We start from the raw sequence: 20,110 nt of genomic DNA, 5'->3' as shown, positions 1-20,110 counted from the left end.
CTCTCTAGATTAAAGCTTTTTCTTTAAAGCTAAAATACATTCCATCTCCAATTATTATATGATCTATTATATCTATACCTAATATTTTTCCTCCCTCAATGAGCCTATTAGTTATGTTTTTATCTTCTCTACTCGGCTCAGGATTACCTGAGGGGTGATTATGCATAAGAATAATTTTATTCGTACTCCTTTTTATAGCTTCTATAAATACTTCTCTAGGATGTACTAGTGATGAATTCAAAGTTCCTACTGAAATTTCTACATCACATATAACCTCATTCTTTGTGTTCAATAAAATAGCCTTAAACACTTCCTTTTTTAGGTATCTAATATCTTCCATATACATATTTACTACATCATCTGGACTTGTTATTTTTGGTTTTTTATCTGGAATAAATCTAGCAATCCTCTTTCCTAGTTCTATTGCTGCCATTATCTGACAAGCTTTTGCCGTACCTACTCCTTTTATTTCCTTAAGCTCTTCTATATTAGTATCAGCTAATTTTCTTATTCCTGAAGACTTATCCATATTTATTATACAGTTTGCTAGCTCTATAGACGACATATTTTTATTTCCTGTTCTAATCAAAATAGCTAAAAGCTCTGTATCGGATAAGCTGTTTACTCCATTTAATATTATTTTTTCTCTGGGTCTTTGGTTTTTAGCCATATCTTTTATTGATATTTTATCTATATGACCCATATACCTTCCTCCTAATTTATATAATATTTACATCAAAATGTCTATATAAAATTTGTCCCAATTTTGAAACCGGAAGTCCTACTACATTGAAATAATCTCCATTTATTTTTTCTACTAATAATGAGCCATACCCTTGTATAGCATACGAACCTGCTTTATCCATAGGTTCTCCTGTTTTTATGTACCTTTTTATTTCGTCTTCACTAAATTCTCTCATTTTTACTTTCGTCACTTCATAATCGACAATTTTTTTATTGTCTGAAAGTCTTAATACACAAACACCTGTAATAACTTTGTGGTATTTACCGGATAGTTGAGCTAGTGTATTAAAAGCATCTTGTTCATCCTCTGGCTTTCCTAATATTTTTTCATCAAGAACAACTATTGTATCTGCTCCAATTACTATATTGTTCTCAGATGTTTTATTCGCAATATCAATTGCCTTTTGAAATGATAAGCTCATAGCTACAGATTCTGGTCTATCCTTATCATTTACGAACTCTTCTATATTACTTTTCATAATTTCAAAATCAAAATTCAAATTAGAAAGTAATTCCTTTCTTCTAGGCGAAGCTGACGCTAATACAATATTCATAAAATCACCTCTACATAATACATTGTCCTTAAATAGTTTATCATTTAGGTCAAAAAAAAACAATAAGGTGTGGTAAATACCACACCTTATATTTTTACCTTATTATTTCATTTTTATAGCATCTTTAGGACATTTTTTCGCGCACTCGCCACATCCTATACACTTATCTTCTATAACAGAGTGTTTTTGCTTAAGCTCTCCTTCGATTGCTTCAACTGGACACTTCTTCGCACATATAGTACATCCAACACATTTATCTTCTTCTATAACAGCTTTCTTTCTCTTGCTTAGTTCTCCTGATATAGCTTTAGTCGGACATTTTGCTGTACAAACCATACATTGTGTACACTTTGTATAATCTATTTTAGCTAACTTGCCTTCCATAGTTATAGCTCCGAATGGGCATGCTTTAGCACACATTCCACATCCTATACATCCAACTGCACATTTAGATTTAACGTCTTTTCCGAATTCTTCACTATTACACTCAACTACTACTTCTTGAGAATAAGGAACCCAATCTATTACAGATTTTGGACAAACTTCTAAACATTTACCACAAGATACACACTTATCTTTATCTATGTTTGCTATTCCATCTTTTATTGTAATAGCTCCAAATTGGCATACATTAACACAAGTTCCAAGACCTAAACATCCATATTGACAAGATTTAGATCCTCCAGATACTAAGGCTGCTGCTCTACAGTCATTTATTCCATAGTATTCACTTTTTTCCTTAGCATTATTACATGTACCGTTACATATAACTTTTGCTACAGTTTTTTCTCCTTCTTGTGCAGTTTGACCCATTATTTCTGCTATTTTAGCTGTAGTTTCTGCTCCTCCTACAGGACATCCATTTACTGGAGCTTCTCCAGCAACTATTGCATTTGATAGTCCTCCACATCCAGGATAACCACATCCTCCACAGTTAGCACCTGGTAAAGCTTCATTTATAGCTTCTACTCTTGGGTCAACCTCTACTGCAAACTTTTTAGAAGCATACGCAAGACCAGAACCGAATAAAAGTCCCATAGCACCAAGACTTATTACTGAATTTAATATTAAAGACATACTTTTCACCCCCTACCTAAACTAATCCTGTGAATCCTAAGAATGCTATTGCCATAAGACTTGCTGTAATTAAAGCAATAGGGAATCCTTTAAAACTTTCTGGTACATCAGCAAGCTCTAATCTTTCTCTAATTCCTGCAAATAAAACTATTGCAAGTGTAAATCCAATAGCAGCTCCCATACCATTCACTATTGTTTGAATTAAATTGTAATTACTGTCTATATTTATTATAGCAACCCCTAAAACCGCACAGTTTGTAGTTATAAGTGGTAAGAAAACTCCTAGTGCTTGATAAAGCGTAGGACTCATCTTTTGAATTACCATCTCAACAAACTGAACAAGAGACGCTATTACAAGTATAAATGCAATCGTCTGTAAAAACTGTATTCCAAGTGGCTCAAGCACATAATATTGAACAAAATAAGTTATCATAGATGCTAAAGTCATAACGAAAGTAACAGCCATACCCATACCTACTGCAGTTTCAACTTTTTTAGAAACTCCAAGGAATGGACATATACCTAAGAATCTAGATAATACAAAGTTATTTACTAATATAGAACTTACTAATATTAAAAATATTTCCATCCAATTCCCCTCCTAACTAGCTTTTTTATCAGCAATTTTATTAATTGTTGCAAGAAGTAATCCTAATGCTAAAAATGCACCTGGAGGTAATATCATTATAAGTGCTGGCTTATATGCACTACCTAATAATAAATGTCCAAATATAGTTCCATTTCCAAATAATTCTCTAACAAGACCAAGTATTGTTAAAGAAGCTGTAAATCCAAGTCCCATTCCAAGTCCATCAATTATAGATGCTAATGGTCCATTTTTAGATGCAAAACTCTCCGCTCTTGCTAATATTAAACAGTTAACAACTATAAGAGGAATAAATAATCCAAGTTTTTTGTCAAGTGCTGGAACATAAGCTTTTAAAACCATTCCTACAAGCGTAACAAACGTAGCTATTACAACTATGAATGCAGGTATTCTTATCTTAGAAGGTATAAGTTTTCTAAGAAGTGATATAACTAAATTCGCACATATAAGAACTGCAGTAGTTGCAAGTCCCATACCTAATCCATTTTCAGCAGAAGTCGTAACTCCAAGAGTTGGACACATACCTAAAACCTGTACAAATACCGGGTTTTCATTTATAATACCATTTTTTAATAATTTACCTAATTTCATAATTTCACCTCCAACCTATTTTAAAGCTTCATTGTATATTTTTATCGCTTCATTAACACCAGCAGTTACTGCTTTTGAAGTTATAGTAGCTCCAGCTATTGCAACAATTTCATTTTCCTTTGGTCCTGGGCTTTTAATAACTTCGATGTTTTTATCTATGCTTTTTCCGTTGTATTGGCTCTTAAATGGTTCATCAGCAGCTTTCGCTCCAAGTCCTGGAGTCTCTGCATGATTACCTATAGAAATACCATGGATAGTTCCATCCGTACCTATTCCTACCATAACTTCAACTTCTCCTGCATATCCTTTAGGAGCAGTTTTTATAGTGTATCCTACTACATCAGATCCATCTACACCTTGATATATTTCTTTAACTATATCTGATTCAACTTCTTTTTCAAGAGCTTTGAATTCTTTAGCTTCTGCTAAAACTGCTTTACGAGCTTCAACATTGGCCTTTTCATTTTGTTCTTGTATCGCAGGTAATGTAACATCGTTAGTAAATCCTAAAATAACAGCTGATATAGATGTTATTATTAACAGTATTACTCCAAGCTTTAATATTTCTTTCATTACTTAGCCACCTCCCCAAATACTTTAGGGTTTACATATTTATCTATAAGTGGTGCTGCCACGTTCATTAATAATATTGAGTAAGAAACTCCTTCCGGATATCCTCCCCATAATCTTATTATAGTAGTTAAAGCTCCACATCCAATTGCATATATTATTTGACCTTTTTGAGTCATAGGTGATGAAGAATAATCAGTTGCCATAAAGAATGCACCAATCATTAATCCACCAGCAAATAAGTGATACATTGAATTAGCTACATCGAATCCACCAAATATTAACGTTAATACAAATACTGTTCCTATATAATAAGCAGGTATTACATAAGTAATTACACCTCTATATAAAAGGTATACTCCACCTAATATTAAAAGAATTGCAGATGTTTCTCCAATACATCCTCCTATATTACCTGTTAAAAGGTCGAAGAAGCTTGGTTTTGCCATATCTATTGCCTCTGCTCCTTTTATTATTGCAAGAGGAGTAGCTGTAGACACAGCATCTGGTCCTGGAGTTACCCAACTTGTCATTTCAACTGGCCAAGAAGCAAGTAACATAGCACGTGCCGCAAGAGCAGGGTTCATAAAGTTGTGTCCTATTCCTCCAAATAATTGCTTTACTATAACGATTGCAAATACAGATCCTACAAAAGGTATCCATAAAGGAGCACTCGCTGGTATATTAAATGCTACTAATAATCCTGTAACTATTGCAGACCAATCGTTTATAGTTACTGGTTTGTTCATAAGTTTTTGACATAATGCTTCTGATGCAACCGCACCTATTAATGCAGATATAATTACACCTAATGCTCCCATTCCAAAATAATAAACAGCAGCTATAGTTGCTGGAATTAATGCTATTACAACATCCCTCATTATACTAGAAGTATCTTCTTTTGATCTTAAATGAGGAGAAGACGATATTATAAGCTTACTATCCATTCTTTTACCTCCTTTTACTTACTTTGTTTTCTTTTTTGTGCTATTATTTCTCTCTTTGCAACTCTTATTGACTGAAGAAGAGGTCTCTTAGACGGACATATGAATGAACATGATCCACACTCTATACAGTCAAGTGCTCTATAATCTTCAGCTCTATCGAAATTGTATTTTAGTGAATGTGCACTTATAAAAAGTGGTTGTAAAAACGCTGGACATATGTCTACACATTTACCACATCTTATACAATTGCTTGGCTCTGGTAAAGTAGCTTCTTCTCTATTAAGACAAAGTATACCAGATCCACCTTTAGTAACAGGTACTTCAAGTGTATATTGAGTAAGTCCCATCATAGGTCCTCCCATTATAACTTTACCTGGTTCTTCTTTAAATCCACCACATTGATTTATTATTTCCTCAAATGTAGTTCCTATCTTGATAAGTAGGTTATTAGGATTTGTTATAGCACTACCAGTTATAGTAGTTATTCTTTCTACAAGTGGCATACCTGTTGTTATAGATTCATATACTTGTGCTGCTGTTGCAACGTTATTTACTACAACTCCAGCTTCCATAGGTAATCCACCAGATGGAACTTCTCTATTTGTACAAGCATATATAAGTTGTTTTTCTGCTCCTTGAGGATATTTAGTTCTTAAACCTACAACTTCTATATTACTTTCTTTTTCAGCAGCCTTAACCATAGCCTCTATTGCATCAGGCTTATTATCTTCTATTCCTATATATCCTTTATCAACATTTAAAACCTTCATTATAGCCTTAAGTCCATATACTACAGACTCTGGCTTTTCAAGCATAAGTCTATGGTCTGCTGTAAGGTATGGCTCACATTCAGCTCCATTTAATATAACTGTATCTATTTTCTTGTCTTTTGGCGGTGATAGTTTTACATGCATTGGGAATGTTGCTCCACCCATACCAACTATACCAGCTTCTTTTATTATTTCTAATATTTCCGCTCCTGTTAGAGAATCTATGTTTCCTTTAGGAACAACACTTTCATGGATTTCATTTGCGAAATCGTTTTCAATAACTACACATAGTCCTTTTCCTCCTGGTACTGGACATTCCTTAATAGCCTTTACTTTACCAGAAACAGAAGAATGTACAGGTGCAGAAACGAAACCTTGTGCCTCTCCTATCTTTTGTCCTACTTTAACCGTGTCTCCAACATTAACAATAGCTTTACATGGTGCCCCTATATGTTGTTGAAGAGGTATATATAAAGTAGCTGGATCTTTAGCTCTTTCTACTTTTATACTCTCAGTACTTTTCTTTCTGTGTGGCGGATGAACACCACCTCTAAAACTTAAGAGCTTCATTCATATTACCTCCTTACAATAAATTATAAATCAACTTGAATTTACCAAGTATAAGTATTTATATCCTCTGAAAAACATTTCAACATATAGTATACTATATTTTTTTTATAAAGTCCCATAAATCTTTTTTTTAACATACTTATAATGTGGTATTTTGAAAGATTTTGCAAAATAAAAGCAGATGATAGCCACCTGCTTTTAAATAATTTTATATATTTTTGATATTATTTATAAATTCATTATACTTGAATAAGCTTGATAAGAAAAGCTTTTCACAGGATTTCAGATCATTCTTCCCTAAATTCTTATTTACAGATTCTATATTTTTTTTATCTAATCCGCAAAATTCCGACAACTCTTTTTCAAAATTTTCTGCATCTTTCCCTTTAAATTTCTTCGAATTCTTTGTTAATGAATCTACTATTTTACTTTTATTGTTCATTATTTTTATATAATCATCATAGTTAGATTTTCCCATCTTATATTCATTCCAGAACTGAGATTCTTGTTTCATATTTTCAATCATTGAGCTTAAATCCTTACATACCTCATTCATATATTCATATTTTTTTGTATATTCTAAATCTATAGAACCTACTTCTATTTTAGATATGAATGCATCTGAATAGCTAGCCCTAATATTTTCCAAATATTTTCTTACATTAGATTCTTCTAGAGATACATATGTATATACTTTATAAGCACTTTCTTTTTTATGTACATAATTAGGTATACTAGCATTTTCAAGATTATTCACTATATTTTGTGCTTCTTTGTAATTTTTTACAGATCCTACTTGTATAGAATATATGTCAAAACCGTCTATTTGTTTTTTGATTTCATCTCTTTCCTCTATCTTTACTGCCTTTATTGTTTTTTTATTAGATATTTTATTAAACATATATTTAGATGTAGCCCAAGATGCTATAAGTGGTATTATTAAGAAAAATATAAGTAAAGATTGTTTCTGTTTTTTATATCTTTTATTCATTGGTTATTCCTCCCTATTTACTATTCTATATATTATTTATATAATAGTTCTATATAAAATATTACTAAATAAGGGGTAGTATATATGAATAATTTTGTAAATCAGATTTATTTAAATAAGCTAAATGAAATTCAAAGCAGAATACCTGTAAAATTAATTACTAATGAGAATAACAATAATTTCAAAGAACTATTAAATGAAAAAACTTCAATTAACGATCAATCTTCTACAAATGGTACTACATCTTCAAATAGTAGTCAATCTTATATTGATAAAGTAATAAAAGAAGCTTCATCTAAATATAATATTGATGAAAATTTAATAAGATCAGTTATACAAGCTGAATCAAATTTCAATCCAAATGCTACTTCAAGCAAAGGAGCTATGGGACTTATGCAATTGATGCCAGGTACTGCAAAGTCATTAAATGTAAAAAACCCATACGATGCTAAGGAAAATATATTAGGTGGTACAAAATACCTAGATTCACTTTTAGATAAATATAACAATACGCCATTAGCCTTAGCGTCTTATAATGCAGGTCCAGGAAACGTAGATAAATACAATGGAATTCCACCATTCAAAGAAACTCAAGGATATGTCAACAAAGTTATGAACACATATAAGAAATTAAACAATGAAACTAAAAAAAATTCGTCTACTCGCTAACGCGGTGACTCATATCGCCAACGATCCTTCCAGGCTCCGTTGCTCAAAAACAGTTGCAAGTGTAGCTTTTTCAATAAGTTATACGCAAAACAAAAAATTTATAATACCTTAGTATATAAAAAAGGTGGTCTATAGACCACCTTTTTTAGTTTATTACTCTTCTTGCACAAACATATGTATTTTGATAATACCCTTCGCTCAAGCTAGATGTCATAACGTTAGCCCTAGCAGAAGATGCGTGTATAAAATTACCTTTTCCTATGTACATTCCAACATGATTTATACTAGAACTTCCACCTGTATGGAAGAATACTAAATCACCTAATCTTAGTTCATCTTTTGAAACAGCAGTTCCTACTGCACTTTGAGATTTAGAACTATGAGGAAGATTAATTCCCGCTCCAGCTTTATAAACATACATTGTAAATCCTGAACAATCAAAAGTATCAGGACCACTAGATGCCCATACATACTTACTTCCTAACTTGCTACTGGCTACCTCATATAGTTTAGATAATTTGTCACTAGATCCTCTTGTTGCATTCATATTATCTCTTTTAATATCTATTAAAGAATGATATACATATCCTATTTTTTCATCATTCATTTTGACTTTATACCAATCTTCATTTTTATCTAATATTGTAACTTCATTTCCGGTATTTAAATTAGCTATAGATTCACTTTCAGTTGAATTTAAATTTCTTACATTAACATTATTTCCTTTTATAACTCCTATAGCTTGTTTTTTAGTGGCATATTGAGAACTAATCCATCCTTCTTGGGAAGCATTTAATTTGATTTTATACCATCCTTCTTGTTCTTCAACAATTAAGTACTTTTGACCTGAGTTTACCTTAGTTATAATATTGGAATTGGTATTATTTTCACTTCTTACATTTAAACTATTAGCATTTATTTGAGCTTCTTCATACATACTTGCTAATGGTTTAGATATATTAAAACTTAGTGATATGATTATGGCTAGTATAGGTACTACTATTTTTTTTATACTCGTCATGTGTTTCCTCCTTAGTTATATAATGCTATCTTTTACTGTATTCGACATTATTTTAAAATTCCCTCTATTTTTTTTATTTTTTATTCTAATAATAAAATTCCAATTAAATTAATTACACTATAATCTGAATAATCTATTATTATATTTACATTTTTTAGAGTTTTATCTAAGTTTACACCAACAGCTTCAGGAGAAAATCTTCTTAAACTAGGTTTGGAGCATTTTTCTTCACATACTTGACATTCGTTGCAAGATCCAGGTCTTAAAAGATGTGCAAAAGTGAATCCGCTATTAAATGCAAATTTTTCTACTTCCATCATAGTTCTAAAAGCTTCACGCCTTGCATCTTCCCATGCATCAATCATATTTTCTTTTGAAGAAGTTCTATATTCTTGTAAAAGTATAACAGCATTATCATATTCACTTAATATAGTTTTAAACTTATCTATACTGATACAATTAGGTGGACAATTAAGCCTTTTCCCAAAGTCCTTACATCCATAAGCACATTTTAAGTAAACCCTTTCCTCAACTATAATATCTTTAGCTTTTATATTGTATGCTTTCATATTATGACTCTTCGAAAAATCTACAATATTATCCATAGATACCCCCCTAAAAACTTAAAAATTCAAATATATTATATCTAAAATTATACATAATAATTTCCTAGAGAATAGAAAAGTCCTTGTAATAAAGACTTTTTACTACTTCTTAGGAGGAATTATCTCTATCCAGTAATTATCTGGATCTGCTATGAAGTATATTCCCATTTATTTATTTTCATAGCATATACACCCCATATTTTTATGATATTCATACGCTTTTTCAAAATCATCAGTTTCAAAGGCTAAATGAAATTCATTTTCTCCTAAATTATATTTTTCTTCTCTATCTCTAAGCCAAGTAAGTTCAAGTTTGTGATTATTCTCTCCATCACCTAAAAATACTAATATAAAACTTTCATCACTTGCTACTTTTCTTCTAGTCTCTACAAGCCCTAATGCTTCTTCATAAAATTTAATACTTTTCTCAAGATCTAATACATTAAAATTATTATGATTAAATGTAAATTTCATTATAATCCCCCTTTTGTTTATTAATATAATAATATAATAAATAAAACTTTTACTGATGTCAAATTTAGCTTTAAAAGAAAAAAGCTATCTATATAGAAAATATTTTCTATATAGATAGCTTTTTTTGATATCTATTTATTTTCGTCTATTTTATTTACTTCATTAATTTCAACAGAATCTGGTATTTCTATTTTATTCATATCTTCAGGCATAAATTTATGTTTTACAACATCCATTATGTTAACACCAGTTAAAGCCTCTACTGCATCTGGAAGTTGACCCATTATATCAGTTACATATCCCGTAACCTTTGATGCTCCACCTTTACCTTCTGTATTTCCGTTATCTATTATAACTATTTTTTCAGTCTTAGTTAAAGGCTCTGCTATTGATTTAGCTATATCAGGTAATTTTTCAACAAGCATTTGAGTAATAGCGGCTTCATTATATTGCTTGAATGCCTCAGCTTTAGCTTGCATAGCTTCTGCTTCTGCCTTACCTCTTTCTTTTATAATATCAACTTCCGCTAAACCTTCAAGTCTTCTAGCTTCAGCTTTAGCTGTACCTTCAAGTTTTATAGATTCAGCTCTTGCTTGAGCATCTTGTATTTGTTTATATTTCTCAGCATCTGCACGTTTTTCAGCTTCATATTTATTAGCATCCGCTTGCTTTTTAACTTTTGCATCAAGTTCTTTTTCAACTCTTACTGCTTCTTTTTCAGCTATTTCAATTTGTTTATCTTGTTCTAGCAATTTAACCTGCATCTCAGTTTCTACAACTTCTTTTTTAACCTTATTCTGCTCGATTTCATAAGCAAGGTCAGCTTGCGCTGTTTGAACTTGTTGTTCTTGTCTGTATACTTGAACTTTTAATTCCTTATTTTTATTAAATTCTGAGATTTCAGTTTCAGATTCAAGTCTTGCTCTTTCTCCTTCTTTATAAGCTATTGCAGTTTGAATCTTAGAGTCTCTTTGAGCTTCTGATTTTTTTATCTCAGTTTCTGATTTAGCTTTAGCTTCAGCTATTTCAGCATCTCTTTTAACTTCAGATATTCTCTTTTTACCTAAAGCTTTTAAATATCCATTTTCATCAGATATATCTCTTATTGTAAATGCTTTTATCTCAAGACCCATTTGAGCAAGATCTACTGCTGCTACTTCTTGAACTTGAGATGCAAATTTTTCTCTATTTTTGTATATTTCTTCTACTGTCATTGTAGATATAATCTCACGTAATTTTCCTTCAAGAACATCTTTAGAAGTTTCTTTTATTCTATCTATTGTATCTGATTCCTTACCAGTATTAAACTGCTCCATAGCAGAATATATAGATTCTTCGTCTGATTTAACCTTAACAACAGTAACTCCATCTACAGTAAGTTCAACACCTTCTTCAGTAAGAGCTCCATCTGTTCTAAGTTCAATCTTCATGTTTTCCAAGGAAATAATATCTGTTCTTTCAAGTAAAGGAATTACAAGTCCCCCTCCACCAGATATAACTCTCTTTTTAAGTCCTGTTACTACTCTAGCCTTATCTTGTGGAACTTTTTTCCACATAGATAAAAATCCACCAACAAGAATAAGTATTACTAGAACTATTATAATTGGATAAATCAACGTTTCTATTCCCATTTAGTACTCCTCCTTAATTTTAATTAGTTATATTTATATAGTATCTACATAAAACACATCTTTCTCTATGAGAACTATTACAACCTTACTATTAGCTTCAACTCTTTTACCCTCTATATGCTTTGCTGGAGAATTATATGTATTTCCATTCATACTGTATTTTATCTGTCCAAATCCATCTTGTACAATAGCAGATATAACATTAGCATATTGACCTATTAATTTTTTTTGAGATTCACTGGATGTATTTTCAGCATTCTTCAAAAAACAAAATATATATTTATTTATTAAATACGAAGTTATAAAAGCTATCACAAAAGAAATAGATAATATGTATAAAGATGGTTGGTTCCATTTAGTTTGCACAATTCCACTTCCCCCAAATACAGTTATAAATATAGCTATAACAGCTGGTTTAATAGGTATTATATTAAGATAGCCAAAATCCATATCCGCATCAAAATCCAAATCCATAATGCTGCCCAATATAAAACTTGCTAAACTATATAAAACTCCAACCCAGAACAAAAAATAATATATTTTTAAAATGAATATCACCCCTTTAAAGCAATATTTTCATTATAAATATTACCATATTTTTACTGTAATGTATATATTGTATATGTAAATATTTATTAAAAGTATTATATCTTTATAATACGCATAAAAAAAGAGGACTAAAGTCCTCTTTTTTTGTTATTTAACTGGAATAGACAATGTCTGTCCAATATGTATTAAGTTTGGATTTTTTAGTGAGTTAAACTCAGCTATTGTTTTCCAATCCACATTATATTTCTTTCCTATTTTATAAAGAGCATCTCCCTTTACAACTACATAAGTTACAGTTTCTGGTTTAACCTCTGGTTTAACCTCTGGTTTAACCTCTGGTTTAACCTCTGGCTTAACCTCTGGCTTAACTTCTGGTTTAACTTCTGGTTTAACTTCTGGTTTAACCTCTGGTTTAGCTTCTTTTGCTACTAATCTATCTTGTTTTTTATAATCTATAACTTTAACATTTTTAATTTCATCAATTAAAGCATCTCTTATAGCTATAGTTTCACCTAATGCTTTAGCATCTTTGAATGATGAATAACCATCTCCACCAGCTGCCATAAAGTCATTAGTTACAACTTTATATGTCTTGTTTAAATCAACTTCTTCTCCATTGTCTAAAGTCATTTTTACTACTTTATTTCCTTTTTCAGCACCTTTTATGTACTCAACTGTAACTCCTGAAAACTCAATTGATCCTATTTCTTGATTTTCGATTCCATTTTCAAAAGCTTCTTTTATTTGAGCTCCTGTCATTAAAAAAGATGATAATACATTGTCAAAAGGCATTACTTCATACATTTTTCCAACAGTTATATCTCCAGCAGGAACATTAACTCTAAGTCCACCACCATTAGTCATTGCAATATCTGCATTATCTAATTTTTTCATAACATCTGTAGTCCATTGTCCTAAAGTACTAGTTGTAAAATCATTACGGTCATGATCTAATTCATTAACTGTTTTACCTATAACTTCATCTAATATAGGTGCTACTTTTTCTCTATCTTTAGCTATCATTTCTTTTACAGTAGCATCTTCTGCTAAAGTATCTGGTCTTGAGTATAATAAATCTATAGATGCTTCTTTTTTAACTATTTTTTTTGTATCTTTATCTACTACAAATGATATTTTTCCTAAAGCTCTACCTTGCTTGTATCCTTGAACTACAGGTATATCATTTACTAATCCTGAAACTCTTTGATGAGAATGTCCTAATATAATTCCATCAACATCTTCTACATCAGCAAGTTCTGGAACTTCCATCTTTATTTCTTTTGTTTTTGAATCTTGGAAAGCTCCTATATGAGCAAGTATTATAACTATATCTGCTCCATCTGCTTTAATAGTTGGTACCATTTCTTTTGCAACTTCTGCTGGATTTTTAAACTCTATATCAGCAACATTTGCAGGATTTGTCTTATAAGCTGTTTCTTGAGTTGTAAGACCTATAATACCTACTTTTATTCCATCTAATTCAACTATCTTATAAGGATCAGCCCACTCAACTGGCTTATTAGTTTTTTTGTCATAAACGTTAGCTGCTAAGAATGGTATTCCTGAAATTTCTTCCCACTTACTTATCTTATCCATTCCCCAGTCAAACTCATGATTACCAACTGCTGAATACATTATTCCAGCTTCTTTCATGAATTTAGCAACAGGTTCTCCATATAAAAGATTTGATTCTGGTGAACCATTGTAGTTATCTCCTGCAGATAATATTATCGTATTTGGATTATTTTGTTTTGCTTTTTTTAATTCATTCGCAAGCTTCGCTGCACCTACATTCTTTCCATTTTCAGTAAGTGAACCATGGAAATCATTAATTTGTAAAATGTCTATATTTACTTCTTCCGCAGCTTTAGCTACTGGAACTTGTCCAAACATAGTTAAAACCATTAAAAATGAAACTATAAATGCTGTAAAACGTTTTCTCATTTTCAAGTAAATCCCCTTCCATTCTTTTATTTGCGTACTATCGCCCTATTATTATACTAAATATACTATCTTTTTTCAATATTTGTATAATTTATTCGAATTTTTTTACAATCCTAATATATCCCCTATTTCAACCATGGCATCCAGCGATAATTTTGCAAAATCACTAAAATCAATCCCCAGCTTCTCAATAGATTTCATAGCTTCTCTATTTGCTCCAGCTGCAAATCTAGTTTCTTTCATTCTCTTTGTTATTGATTTTACTTTTACACTACTTATTCTTTTATCAGGATAAACAAGTGCTATAGCAGTTATAAACCCAGTTATTGGATCAGCTGCATAAAGTGCTCTATCAAATTTGTTTTGTATTTTAGTTCCATTGCATGGATTATGAGCACATATAGCATGATACATTTCTTCGTTTCCAAAATTCTCATTTTTAAGTATTTCAATAGTTTTCGGTCCATGAAGCGACATATCACTTTTCCAATCTACAGTGTCATTATCAAGGTCATGTAAAAGTCCAGCAATTCCCCACATTTCTTCATTTTCAGGCTCTATTTTTTTTGCAAGAGCTCTCATAACACTCTCAACTGCATAACTATGCTTTATAATATGAGGTGTTGTTATATGCGTGTTTATTAGCTCAATAGCTTTTTCTCTATTCATACTTATCCCTCCTAAATATAATATTATTTTATAGTCTTATCATAACAGTTTCAATTTATTCTAATTTTAACATATTATGTATATTTTATCTATTTTTTTATACTAACTAAACATAGTTTTTTATAATATGTAAATACTAATATTACATTTTACTAAGGAGGTTTTAACATGCTAAATAGAAGCCATATAGATTTAAATAAGCTAAATAAAGTTCCATCAAATCACCCATTTGAGTACAGAGACGTTGTAAGTGAGGATTTTCCAAAAGAATCTCATGGAATAGATGGCAGAAGATTTAAATCAGAAGTTGAACATGGTAAATATGAGAATGTAGCTATTTACAGAGAATCAGATGATAGAGTTCAGTATAAAAAGCTATAATTAAAGGCCATGGATTTAAAATCCATGGCCTTTAATTATAGTTTTTTAAGCTTCTTCTTCGAATTGATCTTTACCTACTGCACATAAAGGACATAACCAATCCTCTGGCACATCTTCCCACTTAGTTCCCGCTGCTACTCCGTTATCTGGATCTCCTTCTGCTGGATCATATACATAACCACATACTACACATACATATTTTTTCATTTTCTATTCCTCCATATCATTTATATTTATTTTATTAATTTCTTATCTGTATTTATTATTTACCTTTTATCTTTAATTTAAAACATATTTTTAAGCTTCTTCTTCAAATTGATCCTTACCTACTGCACATAAAGGACATAACCAATCTTCTGGCACATCTTCCCACTTTGTTCCTACTGCTACTCCGTTATCTGGATCTCCTTCTGCTGGATCATATACATAACCACATACTACACATACATATTTTTTCATTTTCTATTCCTCCATATCATTTATATTTATTTTATTAATTTCTTATTTGTATTTATTATTTACCCAGCAAAATTAGTATTAAACACTTAAATTTTATTTAATATGTTTTTTTCAAATGCTAAATCTTTATATACAAAGAATCCATTTTTCTTATAAAACTTAATTAAATCATTTCTTTTTATATATTTTTTATTTTCATTTACGTATCCTTTTATGCATTTTACATTTTTAGGAAATTGCATTTCTTGTACTAATGTATTGAATTTAGTAAATACAAATGTAGCGTGACCACATCTTAATTTATCAGTAGATGCATTTATTCTATCTATATATATATAATCGTCTTTATACTTAAACTCCATTTTTAAACAGCTTTTATACTCACTCTTTGTTTTATGTACGTCTCCATATACAATATATACATTTCCTTTTTCATCATTATTATAATATTTCATTTTGTCACAAACCAAACATATCAAATCACAGTTTTTATCAAACCCAAACCTAATAACCAAATCATCTATATTTTTTTCATTCTTCAAATAAAGTATATCTTTAAATGTATTTATATATTGGTTGTATTTATTTATACCTTCTTGTACCTTTTCATTTAAATAATTACTTCGCTTGATAGACTCATATATACATGCTTTGCATTTTCCCTTTTTAAAATCGATACATTTTAGTGAATGTATACTTTTTTCAGTATCTAATAATATGCTTTCAGTATTTATTTCACCCAAGTCAATTTTTAAAATTTCATTCACATCTTCAGATCCTATAATTTTTTTTAATTGATTTATTTTTTCCTGTAGTATATCCTGTATAGAAATTAAGTCTTTCATAGAAGCTTCAGTTTTGATTCTTCTCTTTTTTCTACAGTTTTTATATACCACACTATCCCCCCATATACTAATATTCATCCAAAAGCTAAAAGTTCTAAAATCCCATCCTTTTAAGGCTGTAGATAAGAACTTAATAACTTCTGGATTAGCTTACCCCCAGGGCACACTCAACTAAAAATTCAGTTAACGTAGAAGTTCCTCTGAATTAAGTTTCGCTTTATATGGTATATATTTATTATAAAAATTTTGTTTATATGCAAAACTTGATATCATTCTCTCATTAAAAATTGTAATTACAGTTCTATAGGTATAAAATCTATTGTTTCCATTACATACATTTTACCTTGGAAAATATATTTAATCTTAATGTTGCCAACAAAAGAACTAGAAGCAATTTGAGCAGGAATTACAGCATATAATTTATTTTCTTCTACTTCAAATTTAATAACATTACCAAAAGCTATATCTTTTAATAAGTTTTGAGGTTCAATATCTATATATTCTTTATCAAGTATTTTTATATTGTTATTTATAGTAATTTCAATCTGTTCAGAAGAAAGTTTAGTTTTCACATTTTTATATATAATGTGAATCGGATTTTCAACTTCTCTTTCAATCATTGTATTAATTTCAATTACATGCACTTCTTGTACATTAACTTCTGTTCCAATATTTTTTGTTAAAATAACAATAATTTCCTTATATCCATCTTGATTTAAATCCGAGAGTATAAGTTTAGGGTTATATACTGGATTAGTTGTATTCTTCCAATAAAAAAAATATTTCTTTTTATCAATCTCTAAAACAAAATCCTTATACATTCCACTCTCTTCTTTTTTATAATAGAGTCTTATATTTGCTTCAGGTATCTCTGCAATAATGTTTTTATCATCGGTACTAATTTTACTGGTATTTTTATTTGTATTATAAATATACAAACTGAAAAAATTTAAAACTACAATCCCAATCAATAAAATCATAATTTTTTTAGACATATATATTGCCTCCCATCATTAGAACTTTGAGCTAAAACATCTTATTATATTATATTAAAGTAGCAATTATATGTATAACTAAATATAATTATGAATACAAAAAAACTGACAAATAATAGTTGTCAGTTTTTTTATATTTATAATTTAATTTAAAGATATAATATTTCCCTATTCATTGTAAAACGCTAAAGCTCCAGCTCCAATAAGTCCACAATCATCTCTCTTAGCCTTTTCTATTTTACAAATTTTAGTACTAGGCTTTAAAGACATACTATTTATAGTATCCATCATCTTATCATAAAACATATCTAGACAATTAGATACTCCTCCACCTATACTTATTTTTTCAGGATTGTACATAGCCATAATATTAAAAATGCCAATTCCTAAGTAATAGCCCTCATTTTCTACTATTTCTAGAGCAAGCTTATCTCCTCTTTTAGCTGATTCAAATACATGTTCCGCCTTTACTTTTTCTCCTTTTGAAATTTCTGATATAATACTTTCTTCATTAACAATTCTCTCAGAAGCAATTTTTTCTATAGATGTTCCAGATGCATAAGCTTCAAAACATCCATTATTTCCACAACTGCACTTTCTACCATTCATATTTATTATCATATGTCCTGCTTCAAAAGCATTCGAACTAGCTCCTACTTGAAGCTTAGAGTCTATTATAGCTCCACCACCGACACCTGTACTAACAGTTATATAAATAAAGTTTTTACACCCTTTTCCAAATCCAAATAAATACTCTCCTAGTGCTGCTGCATTACCATCATTCTGAAGTTTTATATTAATACCCTCAAATTCATCAGATAACTGTTCTACTAATTTTACATTTTTCCAGCCTTTTAAGTTACAACTTTCAACTATTATTCCTTTTTCACTATCTATTGGTCCAGGAGAACCTATTCCTATACCCTTTAAGTCATTCTTAGTTAAATTTAATCTCTCTAATAATTCATAAATAGTTTTTTTTATGTTATTTATACTATTATCAGGTCCTTTTTCAACCTCTGTAGGTATCTTGATATTGTCAAGAACTTCTCCTTCTTTAGTCATAATACCTATATTAATCTTAGTTCCACCTAAATCAACTGCACAATATAAATCCTTCATTAAAAATCACCTTCTTTTACTAGTATGTATTAACAAAACAACTCTATATTATTATAACATTTTTATAATTTGAATTTTACATAAAATTTTAATTTTTAAAGAAATTATACAATTTTCAATCTGAATAAATCTAGCATTACTTTGAAACACTAACTAAGAGGTGAAGATATGAAAAATTTTATACCAGATAAAGCATTTATAGATCCTAGGGTACTAAACTACGATGTAGGTAAGATTGCTATTAATCATCTTACAGAATTAAATGTGCCTATAGAAAAATCTAGAAGAGTTGTAATAGAAGGTAAAAGTCCATTAGAAAACTATTCAAAATCTAAAAAAACTATATATCTTACAGTTAACAAACAAAAAAAGTTGAGACCTTGTAAACCTTCTGCTGACTATCAGTTTTCTCTATCAAGTTCTTGTCCAGGCCACTGTGAGTACTGTTATCTTCAAACTACTCAAGGCGAAAAGCCCTTTATGAAAGTATTTGTAAATATAGACGAGATATTAGATGTAATTAGTGATCACATAGATAAAAATTCGGATATTACGACGTTTGAATGCGGAAGTATAACTGATCCTGTTGCACTTGAACACTTGACTGGAAATCTTAAAAAATGCATCGAATTTTTTTCAAAATCAAAAAATGGAAGACTCAGAGTTATAACTAAATACAATAATGTAGATTCTTTTTTAAATATAGACCACAACAATCATACTAAATTCAGATTCAGTATAAATACAAGGTATGTTATAAATAACTTTGAGCATAGCACATCAAGCTTTGAAGAAAGAATAATAGCTTCTAAAAAAATAGCTTCAAGTAATTATCCTCTGGGATTTATAATAGCGCCAATAATTATTTATGATAATTGGAAAGAAGAGTACAAAGAATTAATATTAAGACTCAAAGAAGAGCTCAAAGACTACAGTGAACCTATAACTTTTGAGCTTATACAGCATAGATTCACACGCACTGCAAAAGATTTAATACTTACCAGATTTCCAAAGACAAAACTCGATCTAAATGAAGAAAATAGACAACTAAAATGGGGACCTTATGGAAAATTCAAATATGTATACCCTAAAGAAAAAAGTAGTGAGATAAAAGAATATATATCAAAGCTTATATACGACAATTTTAAAAACTCTACTATAGAGTATTTTACTTAATAATTAGAAATTCAAAAAGCTTATTGAAATATCCCCTACTTTGTAGCGTTATTCCAATAAGCTTTATTTTCATCTTAAGCATAATATTATTGTTGATATTATATGTTTAGTATATCAATTAAGTTATCTATACGATATAATTTATCTGA

General features: G+C 29.9%; 23 protein-coding genes and 1 pseudogene. 3 read left to right on the top strand and 21 right to left on the bottom strand.

Features of this window, described 5'->3' with window-relative positions; translation table 11 throughout:
* Positions 1–4: 4 nt before the first annotated feature.
* The 9 genes from radC to P4S50_RS05030 form a co-directional block, all read right to left on the bottom strand.
* A complete protein-coding gene (gene radC, locus P4S50_RS05070) occupies positions 5–703 on the bottom strand; it encodes a RadC family protein (RefSeq protein WP_277733515.1) in 699 nt (232 codons plus the stop codon).
* Positions 704–719: 16 nt separating this feature from the next.
* A complete protein-coding gene (locus P4S50_RS05065; RefSeq protein ID WP_277733514.1) occupies positions 720–1,298 on the bottom strand; it encodes a Maf family protein in 579 nt (192 codons plus the stop codon).
* 102 nt (positions 1,299–1,400) lie between these two features.
* Entirely contained in the window at positions 1,401–2,375 is a 975-nt protein-coding gene (gene rnfB / locus P4S50_RS05060; RefSeq protein WP_277733512.1) for an RnfABCDGE type electron transport complex subunit B, read from the bottom strand.
* A 16-nt stretch (positions 2,376–2,391) separates the two neighbouring features.
* A complete protein-coding gene (gene rsxA / locus P4S50_RS05055) occupies positions 2,392–2,964 on the bottom strand; it encodes an electron transport complex subunit RsxA (protein WP_277733510.1) in 573 nt (190 codons plus the stop codon).
* A 12-nt stretch (positions 2,965–2,976) separates the two neighbouring features.
* Positions 2,977–3,573 carry an electron transport complex subunit RsxE gene (gene rsxE / locus P4S50_RS05050; protein ID WP_277733508.1) on the bottom strand — a complete coding sequence of 199 codons (597 nt, stop codon included), beginning with the start codon at positions 3,571–3,573 and terminating at the stop codon, positions 2,977–2,979.
* Positions 3,574–3,588: 15 nt separating this feature from the next.
* Positions 3,589–4,146, bottom strand: a complete 558-nt coding sequence (locus P4S50_RS05045; protein ID WP_277733507.1) for an RnfABCDGE type electron transport complex subunit G — start codon at positions 4,144–4,146, stop codon at positions 3,589–3,591.
* Positions 4,146–5,090 carry an RnfABCDGE type electron transport complex subunit D gene (locus P4S50_RS05040; protein ID WP_277733506.1) on the bottom strand — a complete coding sequence of 315 codons (945 nt, stop codon included), beginning with the start codon at positions 5,088–5,090 and terminating at the stop codon, positions 4,146–4,148. The genes P4S50_RS05045 and P4S50_RS05040 overlap by 1 nt, the downstream gene beginning before the upstream one ends.
* Positions 5,091–5,104: 14 nt before the next feature.
* Positions 5,105–6,430 (bottom strand): electron transport complex subunit RsxC, encoded by a 1,326-nt coding sequence (gene rsxC / locus P4S50_RS05035; protein ID WP_277733505.1) that lies wholly within the window; start codon positions 6,428–6,430, stop codon positions 5,105–5,107.
* 208 nt (positions 6,431–6,638) lie between these two features.
* On the bottom strand, positions 6,639–7,421 hold the full coding sequence (locus P4S50_RS05030) for an SPOR domain-containing protein (RefSeq protein ID WP_277733504.1): 783 nt from the start codon (positions 7,419–7,421) through the stop codon (positions 6,639–6,641).
* 84 nt (positions 7,422–7,505) lie between these two features.
* On the opposite strand from P4S50_RS05030, the gene P4S50_RS05025 reads away from it, so the two are divergent.
* On the top strand, positions 7,506–8,090 hold the full coding sequence (locus P4S50_RS05025; protein ID WP_277733502.1) for a lytic transglycosylase domain-containing protein: 585 nt from the start codon (positions 7,506–7,508) through the stop codon (positions 8,088–8,090).
* Positions 8,091–8,235: 145 nt separating this feature from the next.
* Here the strand turns inward: P4S50_RS05025 and P4S50_RS05020 are convergent, their stop codons facing one another.
* The 7 genes and pseudogenes from P4S50_RS05020 to P4S50_RS04990 all read right to left on the bottom strand — a co-directional run bounded on the left by P4S50_RS05020 (position 8,236) and on the right by P4S50_RS04990 (position 14,983).
* Positions 8,236–9,111: a C40 family peptidase gene (locus P4S50_RS05020; RefSeq protein WP_277733501.1), complete on the bottom strand. Its 876-nt coding sequence runs from the start codon at positions 9,109–9,111 to the stop codon at positions 8,236–8,238.
* An 80-nt stretch (positions 9,112–9,191) separates the two neighbouring features.
* Positions 9,192–9,716 carry a DUF2284 domain-containing protein gene (locus tag P4S50_RS05015; RefSeq protein WP_277733499.1) on the bottom strand — a complete coding sequence of 175 codons (525 nt, stop codon included), beginning with the start codon at positions 9,714–9,716 and terminating at the stop codon, positions 9,192–9,194.
* Between the two features lie 171 nt (positions 9,717–9,887).
* A pseudogene (locus P4S50_RS05010) lies at positions 9,888–10,190 on the bottom strand (VOC family protein); the annotation flags it as partial.
* A gap of 131 nt (positions 10,191–10,321) precedes the next feature.
* Positions 10,322–11,821, bottom strand: coding sequence for a flotillin family protein (locus P4S50_RS05005; RefSeq protein ID WP_277733497.1), 1,500 nt, complete (start codon positions 11,819–11,821; stop codon positions 10,322–10,324).
* A gap of 33 nt (positions 11,822–11,854) precedes the next feature.
* Entirely contained in the window at positions 11,855–12,379 is a 525-nt protein-coding gene (locus tag P4S50_RS05000) for a hypothetical protein (RefSeq protein ID WP_465245004.1), read from the bottom strand.
* Between the two features lie 138 nt (positions 12,380–12,517).
* The gene (locus P4S50_RS04995; protein ID WP_277733493.1) at positions 12,518–14,314 is read right to left on the bottom strand and encodes a 5'-nucleotidase C-terminal domain-containing protein; all 1,797 of its coding nucleotides are present in this window, start codon (positions 14,312–14,314) and stop codon (positions 12,518–12,520) included.
* 105 nt (positions 14,315–14,419) lie between these two features.
* A complete protein-coding gene (locus tag P4S50_RS04990; RefSeq protein WP_277733491.1) occupies positions 14,420–14,983 on the bottom strand; it encodes an HD domain-containing protein in 564 nt (187 codons plus the stop codon).
* A 168-nt stretch (positions 14,984–15,151) separates the two neighbouring features.
* Between P4S50_RS04990 and P4S50_RS04985 the strand changes: the two genes are divergently transcribed.
* A complete protein-coding gene (locus P4S50_RS04985; protein ID WP_277733489.1) occupies positions 15,152–15,364 on the top strand; it encodes a hypothetical protein in 213 nt (70 codons plus the stop codon).
* 45 nt (positions 15,365–15,409) lie between these two features.
* On the opposite strand, the gene rd (P4S50_RS04980) is transcribed toward P4S50_RS04985, so the two are convergent.
* The 5 genes from rd (P4S50_RS04980) to P4S50_RS04960 form a co-directional block, all read right to left on the bottom strand.
* Complete coding sequence (gene rd, locus P4S50_RS04980) at positions 15,410–15,571, bottom strand: rubredoxin (protein ID WP_277733487.1); 162 nt, start codon at positions 15,569–15,571, stop codon at positions 15,410–15,412.
* 90 nt (positions 15,572–15,661) lie between these two features.
* A complete protein-coding gene (gene rd / locus P4S50_RS04975) occupies positions 15,662–15,823 on the bottom strand; it encodes a rubredoxin (RefSeq protein WP_277733485.1) in 162 nt (53 codons plus the stop codon).
* Positions 15,824–15,909: 86 nt separating this feature from the next.
* On the bottom strand, positions 15,910–16,719 hold the full coding sequence (locus P4S50_RS04970) for a hypothetical protein (protein ID WP_277733483.1): 810 nt from the start codon (positions 16,717–16,719) through the stop codon (positions 15,910–15,912).
* Positions 16,720–16,961: 242 nt separating this feature from the next.
* The gene (locus tag P4S50_RS04965) at positions 16,962–17,663 is read right to left on the bottom strand and encodes a hypothetical protein (protein ID WP_277733482.1); all 702 of its coding nucleotides are present in this window, start codon (positions 17,661–17,663) and stop codon (positions 16,962–16,964) included.
* 168 nt (positions 17,664–17,831) lie between these two features.
* Complete coding sequence (locus P4S50_RS04960) at positions 17,832–18,785, bottom strand: ROK family protein (protein ID WP_277733480.1); 954 nt, start codon at positions 18,783–18,785, stop codon at positions 17,832–17,834.
* Positions 18,786–18,953: 168 nt separating this feature from the next.
* Here P4S50_RS04960 and splB point away from each other — a divergent pair, with 168 nt between their 5' ends.
* Entirely contained in the window at positions 18,954–19,961 is a 1,008-nt protein-coding gene (splB, locus tag P4S50_RS04955) for a spore photoproduct lyase (RefSeq protein WP_277733478.1), read from the top strand.
* Positions 19,962–20,110: the final 149 nt, after the last annotated feature.

Source organism: Tepidibacter hydrothermalis, assembly GCF_029542625.1.
Taxonomy (GTDB): Bacteria; Bacillota; Clostridia; order Peptostreptococcales; family Peptostreptococcaceae; genus Tepidibacter_A; species Tepidibacter_A hydrothermalis.
The sequence above is the reverse complement of the archived record's forward strand: the minus strand, read 5'-3'. Positions and strand labels throughout refer to the sequence as shown.